A 15,868-nucleotide genomic window follows, 5' to 3' on the forward strand; every position below is an offset into this window, starting at 1 on the left:
AGTCACGGGGCTTTTTTATTGGCGGCGCGGCCCGGCATCGCGTTAAATCGGGGGATGGCCGATGCCCCCACCTTCCATGTCGACGTGGTCAGTGCCCACGAGTCCATCTACTCGGGCGAGGCGCGCTTCGTCGTGCTGCCCGGCGAGTCCGGCGAGCTTGGCATCTTCCCTCGCCACACGCCGCTCATCACGCGCGTGAAGCCCGGCTCCGTGCGCATCGAGAAGCCCGACGGCAGCGAGGAATTCGTCTTCATCGCGGGCGGCATCCTGGAGGTGCAGCCGCAGCGGGTGACCGTGCTCTCCGACACGGCGATCCGCGGCAAGGACCTCGACGAGGAGAAGGCGAACGAGGCGCGCCTCGCGGCGGAAGAGGCGCTGCGGAACGCGAAGAGCGAAATCGACCTGGCCAAGGCGCAGTCGGAGCTGGCCGTGATGGCCGCGCAGATCGCGGCCTTGCGCAAGTACCGGCAGAAGCGATAGGCGCGCCGGCGGCGCCCCCGTTGCCCCTCAGGGCTGCATCTTCGCCGCGCTGTACACGTGGCGCGTGGCCAGCAGTGCCGCCAGTTCGGCGTCGCCGTCGATCACGGCTCGCAGGATCGCGGCGTGTTCTTCCCAGTTCTGCTTGCCGCGGCCGCTGTTCAGCGGGGCGAACAGCAAGGCCGTGCGGTCCCGCAGCGAGCGCATGATGTCGCGCAGCACGGAGTTGTCGGCGATGTTCGCCAGGGCATCGTGGAAGCGCTGGTTCAGCCGCGTGAGCGTGAGCGAGTCGGCCGTTTCGGCCAGCCGCATGCCCTCCGCCAGGATGCCCTCCAGCTCCTGGATCTTCGCTGCATCGTGCCGCTTGGCGGCCAGCTTGGCGTTGAGGCCTTCCAGCGTCGCGCGCACCTCCACGAGCTCGCGCACCTGGTCTTCGTTGAACTGGGTGACGGCGGCTCCGCGGCGGGGCTCGATGGTGACGAGGCCTTCGGACGCGAGCTGGCGCAGAGCTTCACGCACCGGCATGCGGGACACGCCGAGCTCTTCGGAGAGGCGGCCTTCCACCAGGCGCTCGCCTCCCGCCGCGGCGCCGCTCAGGATGCGGTCGCGCAAGGTGTCCACCACCATCCGCGTCAGCGGCGAATGGCTTTCGCCCAGCGTGCGTTCGGAAGGAGGGTGGTCCATCGGTTCGATTCTATTTCCCGCGGGTGTGAGGCGATCGGCCGCGCTCAGCGCGCTGCGGCGATGCGCTCGTAGGCCAGCCCCGCGAGTGCGATGTCCTGCAGCCCCACGCCGACCGCCTTGTAGATCGTGATCTCATCGGCATGCTGGCGGCCCGGCTTGCGTCCGCAGACGACTTCGGCCAGGTCGGCCAGCTTTTCCGGCGCGATGCACCCGGCTGCGGCCTGCATCAGGTCGCCGGCTTCGCGCAGTGTCTGCGGAGCCCAGTCCAGCACGATGCGGGAGGCTCGTCGCAGGGCCGTGTCATCGAGCTCGCGTGTGGTGGGCAGGCTGGAACCGATCGCTGCCACGAAGCAGCCGGCGCTGAGCGCGGCCCCGTCGAACAGCGGCGTGGTGGAACGCGACGCGGTCACCACGATGTCGGCGTTGTCCACCGCGGCCGCCGCGTCCGTCATGCGCACGCGCACGCCGCACTGCGCCTGAAGCTGGCCCGCCGTGTCCGGCGCTGCGAAGGGATCGACGATCCGGATCTCGCCGAGCGGGTAGGCCCGCGCGAATTGCTGCGCGTGCGCGCGGCCCTGCACGCCTGCGCCGAACACGGCAAGGCGGCGGACATCCGGACGCGCAAGGTGGCGCGCCGCGATCACTGAGCACGCCGCCGTGCGCAGGCGCGTGATTGCATTGGCCTCGAGCGAGGCGAGCGGCCGCCCGGTGTGCGTCGAGAACAGCTGGATCACGAAGTCGAACTGTCCCTTGATCGTCGTGTACACCTTGGCCCCGGCATAACCCTGGTCCGGGAGCACGGCGCCCATGGTGGAGATCTTCACGCCGCCGGCCTCGGTGCGAATGCGCTCCTGCATCGCGCCACGGCCTTCGCCGAAGCTGCGCAATGCGTCCAGCAGCGCGGACTGCGCGTCGGCCGGGCCGAGGACGGCGTCGATCATGGCGTCGGTGATGTGCAGCATGGGGTTCAGGCGTGGGTTGGAACGAGCGATTGAGCGAGGATCGCGAGCGCGCTGACGGCGGCGAGGCCCAGCAGCACCTTGCGCACCCCCGTGCGCGACATGCGGCGCGCGAGCGGCCCGGACGCGAAGAAACCCGCCACCATCCACGGCAGCAGCAGCACGCCGATGAGGAGCTGCCGGGCGTCGGTCTTGCCGGCTGCGGCGAGCGCGATGAGCGACATGACCGAGCCGACGAAGAACACGCAACCGAGCGTCGCGCGCAACGGCGCCGGTGGCAGGTCCTGCATGGCAATGGCCAGGGGAGGCGCGCCCGCGGAGGTGATCGTGCCCATGAGACCCGAAGCGACGCCCGCCGCGGCACTCGCCCTGGGGGTGACGCTCACGACCCAGCCACGCACGCTCAGCCCCACGCCGGCGAGGATCAGCAGCGCGAACAGGATGGAGAGCGTCGGCCCGGAGAGCACTTGCAGCACCGCGGTCGCGAGCGCCGCACCGACGGCGCGCCCCGCCAGCGTGTAGCCGGCGGTGCCCCATTCGATGGCACTGAACTCGCGCAGTCCGGCCAGCAGGGCGAGCGGGCAGCCCAGGGCGAGGATGGGGCCGGGAACGAGTTCGGGGAAGAGCAGCAGCGCCACCGGCGCGCAGAACATCGAGAAACCGAGCCCGCCCACGCCTTGCAGGCAGGCGCCGCCGAAGACGAGCGCGCCCATGGCCGCGTACCGGCCCGCCTCCATGCCGGCCGGCCACAGCGCCGCGAGTGCCATCCCGTCGCTCACCACGTCACCGCAATGTCGCCCAGCACGAAGGTCTGGCAGGCCATGCGGAAGCCCTGCGCGAGCTGTTCGTCCGAGAGGTGCTTGCGCTCCTTGGCCTTGACCGCATCGGTGTTCTCGATGCCCAGCACGATGCGGCACTTGCACGTGCCGCAGACACCGCCTCCGCATTTGAAGGGAATGCCGCCCTGTTCGCGCAGGGACACGCGCAGCAGGTTGCTGTTGTGGGCTGCGCTCACCCGCCGCTCGTTCTGCGGCACGAAGGTGACGTGGACGCGCGCTGGCGTGGGCGCGGGCGGCGGGGCCTCGTCGGCGAGCGGCTGGCGCACCAGGGTCGCGTCGAGGTCCCCGAAGCGGATCAGCGCCTCGAGCTCCGCGCGTGCGGCCTCCAGTGTCTTGAAGGTGGGCAGGAACTTGGCCGGCACGCTGTTCACGGCGCCGTCCGGCCCGTCTTCCACGATGCGCACGCGCGCCGCACCCTGCACCTCGGCGATGAGGAAGCGCGCACGCACGCGGCCGCAGAACTGGTAGTCGTATTGCTCGCGCGCGGACAGGCCGACGCCGGGCTCGCTGCGGTACTGCCCGGGCTTGCTCGTGAGGATGGCGTACATGGTGATCGCTCCTCAGGCGGCAACCGCCGGCGCTTCCTGGACCAGCTCGATGTCGTGCTGCAGCCAGAGCTGGCACACCAGGCGAAAGCCCTGTTCCAGCCGCTCGCCGAGCTGCTTCTTTTCCTTCCAGTTCGGCGGGGGCAGGTGCTCGGCGCCGGCCAGCACCTTGCATGCGCAGGTCGCGCACTTGCCCATGCCGCACTGGTAGCTCAAGTGGGGATACGGGAATTGCCGGATGCCGGCCCGCACCACCAGGTTGGTGTTGGGCAGGACCTCCTCGCGGAAGACCTGGCCGTGCTTGTGAAAGGTGACGAGAGGCATGGGCGTGCGGTTGAAGTTTCAGCGTCTTGGATATAGTATACCGGCTGTTCCAAATATCGCTCCGCTCGCAAGAGAGTAGCACTAAGCGTTTACCCGATCTTGAGCGTGATCAATCGTTGGGATACCGTATACCAACTTCGACGCCAACGACGTCCCTTTCCTCCAGGAGAACCTGAATGCCCGACCTCATGAATCGCGACCAGTTCCGCACCGCCCTCGAGCGTGCCATCCAGGGCAAGAGCGCCAACAAGTCGCCTTTCAGCATTGCCTGGGCGACGGGCAAGCTCAGCCGCGCCCACCTGGCCCGCTGGGCCGAGAACCACTACCACTACGTCGGCCCCTTCGCGGACTACCTGGGCTACATCTACGCCCGCACGCCGGACCACATGACCGAGGCGAAGGACTTCCTGCTCTCGAACATGTACGAGGAAGAGATCGGCGGTGACCGCCATACCGACCTCCTGATCCGCTTCGCCGAGGCGTGCGGCACGACGCGCGCCCGTGTCAGCGACCCGGACAACATGTCCGCCACGACGCGCGGCCTGCAAAGCTGGTGCTACGCAGTGGCCATGCGCGAAGACCCGGTGGTGGCCGTCGCCGGCCTGGTCGTCGGCCTGGAGTCGCAGGTGCCCTCCATCTATCGCAAGCAGACGCCCACGCTGCGCGACAAGTACAAGTTCACCGACGAGGAAGTCGAGTTCTTCGACCTGCACATCGTCTCCGACGAAATCCACGGCGAGCGCGGCTACCAGATCGTGCTCCAGCACGCGACCACGCCGGAAATGCAGCAGCGCTGCCTGAAGATCTGCGAAGTCGGCGCCCAGATGCGCCTGCTCTACACCACCGCGCTGTACAACGACTACGTCGCCCAGGACATCCCGCTGTCGGAGTTGATGGCCGCCGAAGCGAAGGTCGCGCAGCCCGCCGTCGCCACCGCCTGAAGACCGGGTCATCCGTGAGCGATCACCGCAACTACATCGGCGGCGAGTGGAGCGCCGCCGCCTCCGGCGCGAGCTTCGAGCGGCACAACCCGGCCGACCAGCGCGAAACCGTGGGGCGCTTCGCGGCCTCGGGACCGGACGAAGCACGGGCAGCGATCCACGCAGCGCACGCTGCCTTCCCGGCGTGGCGGGCGATGGCGCCCGGCAAACGCGCGCAGGTGCTGAACCGCGCGGCCGCGCACCTCGATGCGCACGCCGCCGACATCGCGCGCGACCTCACGCGCGAGATGGGCAAGCCACTGAACCTCGCGCAGGACGAGATCACCCGGACCGCACAGACGCTGCGCTTCTATGCCGTGGAGGGGCAGACCCACACCGGGGAGACCTACCCCAACGACGATCCCGACATGGTCGTCTACACGCAGCGCGAGCCCCTGGGCGTGGTGACCGTGATCTCGCCCTGGAACTTCCCGGCGTCCATTCCTGCGCGCAAGATCGCGCCCGCGCTCATCACGGGCAACACGGTGGTGTTCAAGCCGTCCTCGGACGCGCCGCTCACCGGCGTGCATCTCGCGCAGGCGCTGGTCGCCGGCGGCGCGCCGGCGGGTGTGTTCAACATGGTGACGGGCCGTGCCGGCGACGTCGGTGCCGCGCTCACGTCGGCGCCCGAAGTGCGCGCCGTCACCTTCACGGGCTCGACCGCCGCAGGGGAACAGATCCATCGCACCGCCGCGTTCACCACGCGCACGCAGATGGAGCTCGGTGGCAAGAACCCGCTGATCGTCATGGAGGACGCCGACCTGGACCAGGCCGTGGACCTCGCGATCAAGGGCGGCTTCTCGCTCACGGGCCAGGCTTGCACCGGCACCAGCCGCATCCTGCTGATGAAGCAGGTGCGCGCATCCTTCCTGGACAAGCTGGTGGCGAAGATGTCCGCGCTGAAGATCGGCAACGGGCTGCAGGCCGGCATCGACCTCGGGCCGCTCGCGACGCAGAAGCAGTACGACACCGTGCTGCGCTACATCGCCATCGGGCAGCAGGAAGCGAAGCTGCTGGCCGGAGGACGCACGCTGACGGGCGCCGGCCACGAGCACGGCCTCTTCGTCGAGCCCGCCATCTTCACCGACGTGTCGCCGCGAGCGCGCATCGCGCAGGAAGAGATCTTCGGGCCGGTGCTGTCGGTGATCGACGTGGACAGCTACCAGCACGCGATCGACATCGCGAACGACACGCCTTACGGGCTGTCGGCCGCGATCGCGACGCGCAACCCGCGCTACGTGCATGCGTTCTGCCGCGACATCCAGTCGGGCACCGTGAAGGTGAACCGCACGACCACCGGCAATCTCGGCAACGCGCCTTTCGGGGGCTACAAGGCCTCGAGCAGCTCGGGCTTCCGCGAATCGGGCCGCGTCGGCCTCGACTTCTTCACCCAGACCAAGACCGTCTACCGCGCGTTCTGAGCGCAGGAACCCCCCCATGAAGAAAGCCATCAAGCTGGAGCTGGCGGAAGCCAGGCACATGGCGCAGGCGGCGCTGCGCCAGGCGGAAGCCATCGGTGTGCGCGAGACGGTCTGCATCGTCGATGACGGCGGCTACCCGCTAGTGCTCGAGCGCATGGACGGCGCGCGCATCACCGGCCCGCAGATCGCCTGGAACAAGGCCTTCACCGCGAGCGGGCACAAGCGCTCGACGCACCTCTTCACGCGCGCGCCCGATGGGCCGGCGCTGCCCGGCAACGAAGCCTTCGGGATCCAGCTGAGTTTCGAGGGCCGCTTCGCTGCTTTCGTCGGCGGCTACCCGATCGTGGTGAACGGCGAAGTCGTCGGCGGCATCGGCCTGAGCGGCGGCAATGGCGAGCAGGACACCCAGTGCGGCGTGGCGGGCTTGCAGGCGTTGCGCGACCTGCTGCAGTCGCAGGGCTTCGACGTGCTCGTGCAGGCCGACATCAAGAAATGAGCTACCGCGTCTGCGTGCAGGACAGCGGCGCCAGCTTCGTGGTGGCGGCGGGCGAGCCCTTGCTCGAAGCCGCCCTGCGCCAGGGCGTACGGCTGCCGCACGAGTGCACGTTCGGCGGTTGCGGCACGTGCCGCATCAAGCTCGTGGAGGGACAGGTCCGCTACGAGGAGATGCCGCTGGCCTTGTCGCCGCAGGAGGCGCAGGCGGGCCATGCCCTCGCGTGCCAGGCACGCGCGTGCAGCGACCTCGTGATCAGCCTGCAGCGCGCCGACGATGCACCCGCCGCCGAGCGCCGGCGCGCCGTCGTGCGCGCGGTCCGTCGCTGGACGCCGGATGTGGTGAACCTGCAGCTCGAGGTCGAAGCGGATCGCCTCGACTACCGGCCCGGGCAGTACATGAACGTGCTGCTGGACGACGGCACGCATCGCAGCTTCTCGATGGCATCCGCTCCTGCCGGCAATCGCGTCGACTTCCACGTCCGGCGCATCGCGGGCGGGCGCTTCACGGACGAGGGGCTGCGCCGGCTCGCGCAGGGCGACCGCCTGGACGTCGAGATCCCGCTCGGGAATTTCCGGCTGCACGCGGAAGACTACCGGCCCATCGTCATGGCGGCGACCGGCACGGGACTTGCTCCCATCAAGAGCATGCTGGAAACCTTGATGGACGACGACGACTGTCCGCCCGTCTCGCTGTACTGGGGCGTGCGCACCGAAGCGGACCTCTATCTCGCCGACGAGATCCGCACCTGGGGCGAGCGCCTGTACGAATTCGATTTCGTTCCGGTGCTGTCGCGCGCGGGCGCGGACTGGCGTGGCCGGCGCGGCCACGTGCAGGACGCCGTGGCGCAGGACTTCGGCGACCTGTCGGAGCATGCGCTGTACCTGTGCGGCTCGCCGGCCATGATCGCCGACGCCAAGCAGAGATTCCTCGCGCTCGGTGCCGACCTCGATCATCTGTACGTGGACGGTTTCACGTTCCAGCACGAGGCTGCAACGTGAGCCATCGCCGGCGAGACATCGCGCTGCGCGCAGCTATTGGGGATAGCCGCGATGCCACGACGGGTGTGCGACATGCATTCTCTCTTCCCGCTCGCAAGCGAAGTGCCGAGATTCCGGTCCCGGCGCGTTCGTCATTTCACCAACAAGGAGTGCCGATGTTTTCCCTTCTGCAAAAGCTTCGTATCCCCGCGATGGGCGCAGTGATCCGGCGCAGCATGGTCGCCATGCTGGCCTTCGGTATGGCTGCCGGCGCGCTCGCGCAGGGCAGCCCCGTGAAGGTGCGCTACGAGGAAGTCGTGCGCTCGGTGCTGTACCTGCCGGCGTACGTGGCCTTGAGCCAGGGCTACTTCAAGGACGCCGGGCTCGACGTCAGCATGAGGACCTCGCAGGGCACCGACAAGGGGATGTCGGCGTTGCTTTCGGGCAGCGCGGACATCGTGCTGATCGGCCCTGAGGCGTCGATCTACGTCGCCAACAGCGAATCGCCCGTGAAGCCGAAGATCTTCTGCGGCCTGACGGCAACCGACGGCTTCCTGCTGATGTCCCGCAACAAGCCCGCCGGCGCCTTCGACTGGAACCAGCTGAAGGGCAAGAGCGTGATGGCGTTCCGCCCCGGCTCCAACCCCGACGTGTTCCTGCAGAGCGCCATTCGCAAGCACGGCGTGAATCCGAAGAGCGACCTGAAGATGGTCAGCAACATCGGCCCGGCCGCGCGCACCGGCGCCTGGCTCGCGGGCCAGAACGACTACGCGATCTTCCTGGAGCCTGAAGCCACCGTCATCGAGAAGGAAGGCAAAGGCTACGTGGTCGCCTCGGTCGGTCGCGAAGTGGGACCGGTCGACTACACCGTCTTCACGGCCACCGACGCCTTTCTCAAGCAGAACCCGAAGGTGGCGCAGGCCTGGACGGACGCGGTGGTGCGCGCCCAGAAGTACGTTGCCACGGCACCGGCTCCCGAGCTCGCGAAGAACATCGCCAGTTTCTTCCCGGGCATGAGCCAGGCCGAACTGGTCGCCGCGGTGGAGCGTTATCGCGGCATCGGACTGTGGAAGTCCAACCCCAAGGTGGAGAAGCAGGCCATCGACAGCCTGCAGGACATGCTGATCGCCAGCGGCGTGCTGGAAGCGGGCAAGCGTGTCGCCTACGAGGCCGTGGTCGACAACAGCTTCGTCGGCAAGGCACAGTGATGGCCGCGGTGCTCCAGGAGTTTCCCGCTGCGCAACCCGCGCGCGTGGAGTTGCGTGACGTCTCGCTGCGCTATTTCACGCCCGCTGGCGAAACGCAGGCGCTCGACCGGATCAACCTGCGCCTGGGCGCGGGCGAGTTCGTCAGCCTCATCGGCCAGTCCGGCTGCGGCAAGAGCACGCTGCTGTCGCTGGTGGCCGGCATCCTGAGGCCGTCGTCGGGGCAGGTGTGCGTCGACGGGGCGCCCGTCGCAGGACCCACGCCGCGCGTGGGCTACATGCTGCAGCAGGACTACCTGTTCGAGTGGCGCACGATCCTGGACAACGCCGTGCTGGGCGCGCAGATCCAGGGCCGCGACCTGAAGCTCGCGCGCGAACGCGCGGTCCACCTGCTGCACAAGTGCGGCATGGGCGCCTTCCTGCATCACTACCCGCGCCAGCTCTCCGGCGGCATGCGGCAGCGCGTCGCGTTGGCGCGCACGCTCGTCACCGAGCCGGACGTCGTCCTGCTGGACGAACCGTTCTCGGCGCTGGACTCCCAGACGCGGCTGGCCATCGCCGACGAAGTGGTGGACGTGCTGCGGACCGAGGGCAAGTCGGTGCTGCTGGTCACGCACGACATCGGCGAGGCCATCGCCATGACGGATCGCGTCGTGGTCCTGTCCCGCCGGCCCGGCCGCATCAAGAGCGAGCATCACATGGTGTTCGGGGGCGGGCGCCGACCCACCCCGCTGGAAGCGCGGGCGCGGCCCGAATTCAACGACTTCTTCCGCACGCTCTGGGACGAGCTGGACGTGCACGTGGAGGGCTAGCCATGGCGAACATCCTTTCCGTCGCTGCCGTCGGCGATCGCGTCGTCGACCCCGTCACGGTCGCGACCGCCTCGCCGAGTCCCGAGTACCTGGCGTGGCGTGCGGGAGAGCGGCGCCGCCGTCGCGCGATCGCGGCCACGCGTTTGCTGCTGCTCGCGGTGTTCCTGGCCGTGTGGGAGGTGCTGGCCCGCACGCACCTGGTCAACCCGATGCTCACCAGCTATCCCAGTGCCCTGTGGCCGGCGTTCCTCGACCTCCTGCGCAATGGCGACCTGGTCGGCCACACGTGGGCCACGCTCAAGGCGACGCTCATCGGCTTCGCATTGAGCATGGCCATCGGGACCTCGGTGGCCGCGGCCCTGTGGTGGTCCGGGTTCGCGCAAAAGGTGCTGGATCCGTTCCTGGTGATCGCCAATGCCATGCCCAAGATCGCGTTCGTTCCGATCTTCTACATCTGGCTCGGCTCGGAGTATTCGGTGTACGGCATGGCGGTGGCCATCGCGGTGTTCGTCACCATCATGGTGATCTACGAGGGCTTCCAGGGCATCGATCCCAACAAGGTCAAGCTGGCGACGACCTTCGGCGCGAGCCGCGCACAGGTGCTGCGCCTGGTCGTGCTGCCCGGGAGCGTGCCCACCCTGATCGCTGCACTGAAGATGAACATCGGCCTGGCCCTCGTCGGCGTGATCGTGGGCGAGTTCCAGTCGGCCAACGCCGGCCTCGGCTTCCTGATCCTCAACGGCAGCCAGGTGTTCAAGCTGAACATCGTGATGACGGCGATCGTGGTGCTCGGAGCGATGTCGGGACTGATGTACCTGGTGATCGCGCGCCTGGAGGCGGCCCTGGCGCGCCGCTATGCCTGAAGGAGCCGCCATGGAATTCCCGCAGTGGGTGGTGGATCGCGTGGTGGCCCGGCAAGGCTGCCTGCACCCGTACGAACGCTTCGATGCCGCGCGCACCGCGTTCGTCGTCGTCGACTTGCAGAACTACTACACGCAGCCCGGCTACCTGGGCGAATGCGCCGCTGCGCGAGCCACCTTCCCGGCGGTGAATCGCCTGGCCGACGCGTTGCGGCAAGCCGGCGGCCACGTGGTCTGGGTGCAGACCAGCGCCGACGGCGCGCAGGACTTCTGGTCGCACCATCACGCGACCATGCTGACGCCGGAGCGCAGCGCGCGGCGCCTGCGCGAGCTGGCCAGCAGCCATCCCGGCTTCCAGATCGCGCCAGGGTTGCACGTGGCACCGGGCGACGTACGGGTCACGAAGCGCTGCTACAGCGCGCTGGTACCCGGATCGTCATCGCTCGATGCGGTGCTGCGCGAGCGCGGCGTCACGCATGTGCTGGTTGGAGGGACCGTCACCAACGTCTGCTGCGAATCGACGGCGCGCGACGCAATGATGATGGACTACGCAACCGTGATGGTGCACGACGCGCTCTCCGCCGTGACACCGCAGGAGCACGAGCACAGCCTGCAGAACTGGATGTTGTTCTTCGGCGATGTGCTCGGCTCGGAGGAGATCGTGCGGCGCATCCAGCCGGCGCGGGTGGCGGTGGGCATGTGAGCAGCGGGACGGCAGGGGAGTGGAGCTTGGTGGTCCGTGCATCCGCTGGCGGCGGCCTGGACCTTGGTTGATTCGATGTGAAGGAGAGATGGTGAAAGCAATGAACAAGTGGATGGGCGCGCTGGCCGCCCTGGCTGCGCTCGCGGTGGCGACCCCGGCGCTCGCCGACTATCCGGAGAAGCCCGTGCGCGTCATCGTGACCACGGTGCCCGGGCCGCTGGACGCGTTCGCGCGCGCGGTGGTCAAGCAGATGTCGGAGAAGCTCAAGCAGCCCTTCATCATCGACAACCGCGCCGGGGCCGGCGGCAACGTGGGCGCCGACATGGTGGCGAAGGCGCCGGCGGACGGCTACACGCTGCTGTTCGCGCTCGACACGACCTTGACGGTCAATCCCTCGCTGTACGACAAGATGCCCTTCGACGGGAGCAAGGACCTGGCGATCATCAGCGTGCCGGTCACCTACAGCCAGATGCTGGCCGTGGGCCCGAACGTGAAGGCGAACTCCCTGCCCGAGTTCGTGCAGCTGGCCAAGACGCAGCACCTGTCGTATGCCTCCGGCGGCAACGGCTCGCCAAGCCACCTCACCATGGCCGCCTTCCTCGCCAACGCCGGGCTGGACATGACGCACGTGCCGTACAAGGGCACGGGCGCCTCCGTGGTCGACGTCATGGGCGGCCAGGTGGACAGCGTGTTCGCCGTCGTGAGCGGGATCTGGCCGCAGGCGAAGGCAGGCAAGCTGAAGGCGCTTGCGGTGTCGGGCAACGCGCGGTCGCCCTCGGCGCCCGACGTTCCCACCGTGGCCGAGCTCGGCTATCCCGGTTTCAATGCCAGCTTCGCCTACGTGCTCGCCGCGCCGGCGGGCACGCCCAAGGAAATCCTGCAGCTGCTCGCCCGCGAGGCGCAGGCGGCCATGAACAGCAAGGAGGTCATGGACCTGGACCGGCAGGCGGACTACACGCCGACGGGCCTGTCGCCCGAAGCTTCGGCCGCCTGGATCCGCGACATGCGCAAGCGCTGGGCCGAGGTGATCACCAAGGCGAAGATCACGGCGAATTGACCGAACGGGACGAAGCGGGGGCCCGGGGCCGGCGCACGACGCCGGCCTTTTCGTTTCCGGCGCGCAGACAATCGGGTCGGTGTCGAAAGACGCCGCCCTGGGACGACATTGCCAGGACGCCGCATGGTGCGGCATCCTGAACGCAAGGAGCACGTCATGGAATACCTCTTGTTGATCCACAGCGAAACCAGCGGCAACGCCGAGGCCGTCCCGGAAGCGGCGCGCCAGCAGATGCTGTCCGCCTACCGCGCCTATACGGAGGCGCTGCAGGGGGCCGGCGTCATGCGCGGCAGCAACCGGCTGCGGCCGGCTTCGAGCGGCACGGTCGTGCGGATGCGCGACGGCAAGACCGAAGTGCAGAACGGGCCCTTCATCGAGACGCGCGAGGAACTGGGCGGCTACTACCTGATCGACGTGCCGAACCTGGACGCGGCCCTGTCCTGGGCCGCGCGTTGTCCGGGCGCGAGCCACGGGACGATGGAAGTCCGCCCCGTCTGGCCGATGGACTCGTACTGAGCGCGATGCAGTCCGGCGCGCCCGCCGCCCTGGCTGCCGAAGCCGCGGCGCGCCGCAGCTACGGCAAGCTGGTCGCCTTCCTCTCCGCCCGCACGCGCGACGTCGCCGGCGCAGAGGATGCCCTGTCGGAAGCCTTCATGGCTGCGCTGGTCGACTGGCCCGTGCACGGCATTCCATCGACTCCGGAAGCCTGGCTGCTCACCGTCGCGCGCCGCCGCCAGGTCGATCGCGTGCGGGCCAGCGTGCGTGGCGAAGCCGCGGCCGAGCACCTGCTGCTGCTCGAGGAACTCGCCGATCCGCCCGACGACAGCGGCATCCCCGACGAGCGCCTGCGCCTCATGTTCGCGTGCGCGCATACGGCGATCGACGCCGCGGTGCGCGCGCCGCTCATGCTGCAGACGGTGCTCGGCTTCGATGCGGCCACGATAGCGTCCGCGTTCCTGGTGGCGCCGGCCGCCATGGGTCAACGGCTCGTGCGCGCGAAGGCGAAGATCCGCGAGGCGGGCATTCCTTTCGAGGTGCCGCCGCGCAGCGCCTGGGCCGAGCGCGTGGACGCCGTGCTGGCCGCGATCTACGCCGTCTACGCGGAAGGCTGGAGCGACGCGGGCGCCGACCCGGCGCGCCGCAACCTCGCGGAGGAGGCGATCTGGCTGGGCCGCCTGCTCGTGCAGCTGCTGCCGCAGGAGCCCGAGGCGCTGGGGCTGCTCGCGCTGATGCTTTACGCGCAGGCGCGCCTGCCGGCACGCCGCAGCGCGTCGGGCGATTACGTGCCGCTCGCGGAACAGGAGGTCGCGCTGTGGGACGCCGCGTTGCTCGACGAAGCCGAGGCGCTGCTGCTGCAAGCCAATGCACTCGGCCGGCGCGGGCGCTACCAGCTGGAGGCCGCGCTGCAGTCCGCGCATGCCGAGCGCCGCCACGGTGTGCGTCCGGATCCACAGGCGATCCTGCTGCTCTATGCCGCGCTGGAGGAGCTCACCGCGTCGCCCGTCGCCGCGCTCAATCGGGCGGTCGCGCTCGCGGACGTGCGCGGACCGGCCGCAGCGCTCGAGGCGCTGGACCAGGTGGCCGCATCGGCGCCGTTCGCCCAGTACCAGCCGTATTGGGCTGCGCGTGCCCACCTGCTTGCGCGCTGCCAGCGGCGCGACGAGGCGGCCGAAGCGTATCGGCGCGCGATCGGGCTCGAGCGCGACCCGGCGGTGCGCAGCTTCCTGCAGGCGCGCGCGGCGCAGCTCTAGGCCACCGGCGCAGCTCTCGGCCGCGCAGTCTCCTGGTCGGCGAGGTCGGCGAGGTCGGCGAGGTCGGCAGGTGCCAGCGCGTTCATCAGCGCAGGCACCTGCGCCGACAGCTCCCGCGCCAGGTACCCGACGCGACCGATGCGGCGCGCGAGCGCTTCCCCGGCCCGCGCGTGCAGCGCCACGCCCCACACCGCGGCCTGCTCCGGCGCTGCGCCTCGCGCGGCCAGCCCTGCGATGATTCCCGACAGCACGTCCCCCGATCCCGACGTGCCCAGCCCCGGTGCTTCGGCCCGGTGCAGCCAGGCGCGCCCGTCGGCCGTGGCGATGCAGGTGGTCGGGCCCTTCAACGCGAGCACCGCGTTCCAGGCTGCGGCCTCCCGCACGGCGATGTCGCGGGGTTGCGCCTGCAGGTCTTCCTTGTCGCGGCCGGTGAGGTGGGCCATCTCGCCGGCATGCGGCGTCAGCAGCACGGGCTGCGCGAAGCGGCGCAGGCTGCGCACCACGTCCATGGCCAGCGCATCGAGCAGCACGGTGCTGGCGCGAAAGAGCGGCAGGAGCGCTTCCACGAAGCGCGGCGTGCCCACCTCGCCGATCATGCCGGGGCCCACCAGCAGGCAGGCGGTGGCCGAGGCGAGCGCCTGCAGCGCAGGCAAGCCCGCGATCGTGGGGCTGCCGTCGCTGCCTTCCGGCAGCGCGATGACGCGCGCCTCCGGCATCGCCAGCGCCACGCCCTGGGCCACGGACGCCGGCGTGGCGATCACCAGCTTGCCTGCGCCCGCGCGCAAGGCCGCCGTCGCGGCGAGCACCGCGGCGCCGGGCATCTCGCGGCTGCCCGCCACCACCAGCACGCGCCCGCGGCTTTCCTTGTCGCCGTCGGCGTCGGGCACCGGCAGCGGCCAGGCGCGCAACAGCGCGTCGTCAACCTCGCCTTCCCGCGACGCGGCGTTCATGGCTTGGCCGCGACCGCCGCGTCGGGCTCGGCGGTGACGGGGGCGCCCTGCTGCAGCAGCGGCGCGATGAAATTCACCAGGTCGGGCACCAGCGTTTGCGCGGCAGGGTCGAGCCGGTACGAGGTGACCCCGCAGTTCGGCACGTCGCCCATGCGGTCGATCGCGAGGATCTGTTCCTCGTCCAGGTTCTCCAGCAGGTAGCGCATGCAGTTGACGATCACCTGGTGCGCGACCACCAGCACACGCTGGCCGGCGTATTCCCGCGCCATCATCTCGGTGAGGCTGCGCAGGCGCAGGATCACGTCGCACCAGCTCTCGCCGCCAGGCGGGCGGAAGTAGAACTTGCCGACGTGGCTGCGCTGTTCGTGCAGCTCGGGATATTTCTCGCGGATGCCGTGGCGCGTCAGCCGGTCGAGGATGCCGAATTCCTTTTCGCGCAGGCGTTCATCGACCCGCAGCCGCAGGAGCTCACCGGCCCATCCGGCTTCCTGCACGATCAGCCGCGCCGTCTCGCGCGCACGCACGTAGGGCGAACACAGGAGGACCTGCGGCCGCTGGGGCGCCGGCAGCCGGGCGAACCAGCGGCCGAGGGCGCGCGACTGCTCCTCGCCCAGCCGGGACAGCGGTGTGTCGATGTCGCGGAACTCCACGTCGATCAGCACCTGGCCCGCGGCCTCGGCCGCATCGCGCGCGACATTGCCGGCGCTCTGGCCATGGCGCACGATCCACAGGAGGGAGGGCCACTGCAGGTTCATTGGTTCGTCCACGCCAGAGTCTGGGGCCTGCGCGTCCGCCGGCCTGTGGAGCGAGCTTGTAGTCGCGTGTAGG

The 15,868-nt window shown here is 69.5% G+C and carries 19 protein-coding genes; 12 read left to right on the forward strand and 7 right to left on the reverse strand.

Annotation, left to right across the window (positions count from 1 at the left end; translation table 11 throughout):
- Nucleotides 1-54 precede the first annotated feature (54 nt).
- A complete protein-coding gene (locus JJB11_RS08090; protein WP_201168190.1) occupies nucleotides 55-480 on the forward strand; it encodes a F0F1 ATP synthase subunit epsilon in 426 nt (141 codons plus the stop codon).
- A gap of 27 nt (nucleotides 481-507) precedes the next feature.
- Here JJB11_RS08090 and JJB11_RS08095 read toward each other — a convergent pair whose 3' ends face one another.
- The 5 genes from JJB11_RS08095 to JJB11_RS08115 all read right to left on the reverse strand — a co-directional run bounded on the left by JJB11_RS08095 (nucleotide 508) and on the right by JJB11_RS08115 (nucleotide 3,828).
- Nucleotides 508-1,161: a GntR family transcriptional regulator gene (locus tag JJB11_RS08095; RefSeq protein WP_201168192.1), complete on the reverse strand. Its 654-nt coding sequence runs from the start codon at nucleotides 1,159-1,161 to the stop codon at nucleotides 508-510.
- Nucleotides 1,162-1,205: 44 nt separating this feature from the next.
- Nucleotides 1,206-2,123, reverse strand: a complete 918-nt coding sequence (locus JJB11_RS08100; protein ID WP_201168194.1) for an ornithine cyclodeaminase family protein — start codon at nucleotides 2,121-2,123, stop codon at nucleotides 1,206-1,208.
- Between the two features lie 5 nt (nucleotides 2,124-2,128).
- On the reverse strand, nucleotides 2,129-2,899 hold the full coding sequence (locus tag JJB11_RS08105) for a TSUP family transporter (RefSeq protein WP_201964697.1): 771 nt from the start codon (nucleotides 2,897-2,899) through the stop codon (nucleotides 2,129-2,131).
- On the reverse strand, nucleotides 2,896-3,156 hold the full coding sequence (locus tag JJB11_RS08110) for a 2Fe-2S iron-sulfur cluster-binding protein (RefSeq protein ID WP_340643144.1): 261 nt from the start codon (nucleotides 3,154-3,156) through the stop codon (nucleotides 2,896-2,898). Before JJB11_RS08110 ends, JJB11_RS08105 begins: the two co-directional genes overlap by 4 nt.
- Before the next feature lie 363 nt (nucleotides 3,157-3,519).
- Nucleotides 3,520-3,828, reverse strand: a complete 309-nt coding sequence (locus JJB11_RS08115; RefSeq protein WP_201168197.1) for a 2Fe-2S iron-sulfur cluster-binding protein — start codon at nucleotides 3,826-3,828, stop codon at nucleotides 3,520-3,522.
- 176 nt (nucleotides 3,829-4,004) lie between these two features.
- Between JJB11_RS08115 and JJB11_RS08120 the strand changes: the two genes are divergently transcribed.
- The 11 genes from JJB11_RS08120 (at nucleotide 4,005) to JJB11_RS08170 (ending at nucleotide 14,090) form a co-directional block, all read left to right on the forward strand.
- Nucleotides 4,005-4,769, forward strand: coding sequence for an iron-containing redox enzyme family protein (locus JJB11_RS08120; protein WP_201168199.1), 765 nt, complete (start codon nucleotides 4,005-4,007; stop codon nucleotides 4,767-4,769).
- 14 nt (nucleotides 4,770-4,783) lie between these two features.
- Complete coding sequence (locus tag JJB11_RS08125) at nucleotides 4,784-6,229, forward strand: aldehyde dehydrogenase family protein (protein WP_201168202.1); 1,446 nt, start codon at nucleotides 4,784-4,786, stop codon at nucleotides 6,227-6,229.
- A gap of 16 nt (nucleotides 6,230-6,245) precedes the next feature.
- On the forward strand, nucleotides 6,246-6,725 hold the full coding sequence (locus JJB11_RS08130) for a GlcG/HbpS family heme-binding protein (protein WP_201168205.1): 480 nt from the start codon (nucleotides 6,246-6,248) through the stop codon (nucleotides 6,723-6,725).
- Nucleotides 6,722-7,723 carry a 2Fe-2S iron-sulfur cluster-binding protein gene (locus tag JJB11_RS08135; protein WP_201168207.1) on the forward strand — a complete coding sequence of 334 codons (1,002 nt, stop codon included), beginning with the start codon at nucleotides 6,722-6,724 and terminating at the stop codon, nucleotides 7,721-7,723. Before JJB11_RS08130 ends, JJB11_RS08135 begins: the two co-directional genes overlap by 4 nt.
- A gap of 191 nt (nucleotides 7,724-7,914) precedes the next feature.
- Nucleotides 7,915-8,910, forward strand: a complete 996-nt coding sequence (locus tag JJB11_RS08140) for an ABC transporter substrate-binding protein (RefSeq protein WP_201169134.1) — start codon at nucleotides 7,915-7,917, stop codon at nucleotides 8,908-8,910.
- On the forward strand, nucleotides 8,910-9,719 hold the full coding sequence (locus tag JJB11_RS08145) for an ABC transporter ATP-binding protein (protein WP_201168209.1): 810 nt from the start codon (nucleotides 8,910-8,912) through the stop codon (nucleotides 9,717-9,719). Before JJB11_RS08140 ends, JJB11_RS08145 begins: the two co-directional genes overlap by 1 nt.
- Before the next feature lie 2 nt (nucleotides 9,720-9,721).
- Complete coding sequence (locus JJB11_RS08150) at nucleotides 9,722-10,582, forward strand: ABC transporter permease (RefSeq protein ID WP_201168211.1); 861 nt, start codon at nucleotides 9,722-9,724, stop codon at nucleotides 10,580-10,582.
- A 10-nt stretch (nucleotides 10,583-10,592) separates the two neighbouring features.
- Nucleotides 10,593-11,282, forward strand: a complete 690-nt coding sequence (locus tag JJB11_RS08155) for a cysteine hydrolase family protein (RefSeq protein ID WP_201168213.1) — start codon at nucleotides 10,593-10,595, stop codon at nucleotides 11,280-11,282.
- A 100-nt stretch (nucleotides 11,283-11,382) separates the two neighbouring features.
- Complete coding sequence (locus JJB11_RS08160; protein ID WP_201168215.1) at nucleotides 11,383-12,339, forward strand: Bug family tripartite tricarboxylate transporter substrate binding protein; 957 nt, start codon at nucleotides 11,383-11,385, stop codon at nucleotides 12,337-12,339.
- Between the two features lie 156 nt (nucleotides 12,340-12,495).
- The gene (locus JJB11_RS08165) at nucleotides 12,496-12,855 is read left to right on the forward strand and encodes a YciI family protein (protein ID WP_201168217.1); all 360 of its coding nucleotides are present in this window, start codon (nucleotides 12,496-12,498) and stop codon (nucleotides 12,853-12,855) included.
- Between the two features lie 5 nt (nucleotides 12,856-12,860).
- Nucleotides 12,861-14,090, forward strand: a complete 1,230-nt coding sequence (locus JJB11_RS08170; RefSeq protein ID WP_201168219.1) for an RNA polymerase sigma factor — start codon at nucleotides 12,861-12,863, stop codon at nucleotides 14,088-14,090.
- On the opposite strand, the gene JJB11_RS08175 is transcribed toward JJB11_RS08170, so the two are convergent.
- Complete coding sequence (locus JJB11_RS08175) at nucleotides 14,087-15,040, reverse strand: NAD(P)H-hydrate dehydratase (protein WP_201168221.1); 954 nt, start codon at nucleotides 15,038-15,040, stop codon at nucleotides 14,087-14,089. The two genes, JJB11_RS08170 and JJB11_RS08175, sit on opposite strands and share 4 nt — an antisense overlap.
- The gene (locus JJB11_RS08180; RefSeq protein ID WP_201168224.1) at nucleotides 15,037-15,795 is read right to left on the reverse strand and encodes a histidine phosphatase family protein; all 759 of its coding nucleotides are present in this window, start codon (nucleotides 15,793-15,795) and stop codon (nucleotides 15,037-15,039) included. Before JJB11_RS08180 ends, JJB11_RS08175 begins: the two co-directional genes overlap by 4 nt.
- Nucleotides 15,796-15,868: the final 73 nt, after the last annotated feature.

This window comes from Ramlibacter ginsenosidimutans (assembly GCF_016654015.1).
Classification (GTDB): domain Bacteria; phylum Pseudomonadota; class Gammaproteobacteria; order Burkholderiales; family Burkholderiaceae_C; genus Ramlibacter; species Ramlibacter ginsenosidimutans.

Excerpts from the sequence above, each read along its gene's own strand:
- JJB11_RS08135 (WP_201168207.1), top strand. The coding sequence starts at position 6,722 with ATGAGCTACCGCGTCTGCGTGCAGGACAGCGGCGCCAGCTTCGTGGTG.
- JJB11_RS08160 (WP_201168215.1), top strand. The coding sequence starts at position 11,383 with ATGAACAAGTGGATGGGCGCGCTGGCCGCCCTGGCTGCGCTCGCGGTG.
- JJB11_RS08145 (WP_201168209.1), top strand. The coding sequence starts at position 8,910 with ATGGCCGCGGTGCTCCAGGAGTTTCCCGCTGCGCAACCCGCGCGCGTG.
- JJB11_RS08120 (WP_201168199.1), top strand. The coding sequence starts at position 4,005 with ATGCCCGACCTCATGAATCGCGACCAGTTCCGCACCGCCCTCGAGCGT.
- JJB11_RS08115 (WP_201168197.1), bottom strand. The coding sequence starts at position 3,828 with ATGCCTCTCGTCACCTTTCACAAGCACGGCCAGGTCTTCCGCGAGGAG.
- JJB11_RS08090 (WP_201168190.1), top strand. The coding sequence starts at position 55 with ATGGCCGATGCCCCCACCTTCCATGTCGACGTGGTCAGTGCCCACGAG.
- JJB11_RS08100 (WP_201168194.1), bottom strand. The coding sequence starts at position 2,123 with ATGCTGCACATCACCGACGCCATGATCGACGCCGTCCTCGGCCCGGCC.
- JJB11_RS08175 (WP_201168221.1), bottom strand. The coding sequence starts at position 15,040 with ATGAACGCCGCGTCGCGGGAAGGCGAGGTTGACGACGCGCTGTTGCGC.
- JJB11_RS08155 (WP_201168213.1), top strand. The coding sequence starts at position 10,593 with ATGGAATTCCCGCAGTGGGTGGTGGATCGCGTGGTGGCCCGGCAAGGC.
- JJB11_RS08165 (WP_201168217.1), top strand. The coding sequence starts at position 12,496 with ATGGAATACCTCTTGTTGATCCACAGCGAAACCAGCGGCAACGCCGAG.
- JJB11_RS08150 (WP_201168211.1), top strand. The coding sequence starts at position 9,722 with ATGGCGAACATCCTTTCCGTCGCTGCCGTCGGCGATCGCGTCGTCGAC.
- JJB11_RS08130 (WP_201168205.1), top strand. The coding sequence starts at position 6,246 with ATGAAGAAAGCCATCAAGCTGGAGCTGGCGGAAGCCAGGCACATGGCG.
- JJB11_RS08095 (WP_201168192.1), bottom strand. The coding sequence starts at position 1,161 with ATGGACCACCCTCCTTCCGAACGCACGCTGGGCGAAAGCCATTCGCCG.
- JJB11_RS08140 (WP_201169134.1), top strand. The coding sequence starts at position 7,915 with ATGGGCGCAGTGATCCGGCGCAGCATGGTCGCCATGCTGGCCTTCGGT.
- JJB11_RS08170 (WP_201168219.1), top strand. The coding sequence starts at position 12,861 with ATGCAGTCCGGCGCGCCCGCCGCCCTGGCTGCCGAAGCCGCGGCGCGC.
- JJB11_RS08180 (WP_201168224.1), bottom strand. The coding sequence starts at position 15,795 with ATGAACCTGCAGTGGCCCTCCCTCCTGTGGATCGTGCGCCATGGCCAG.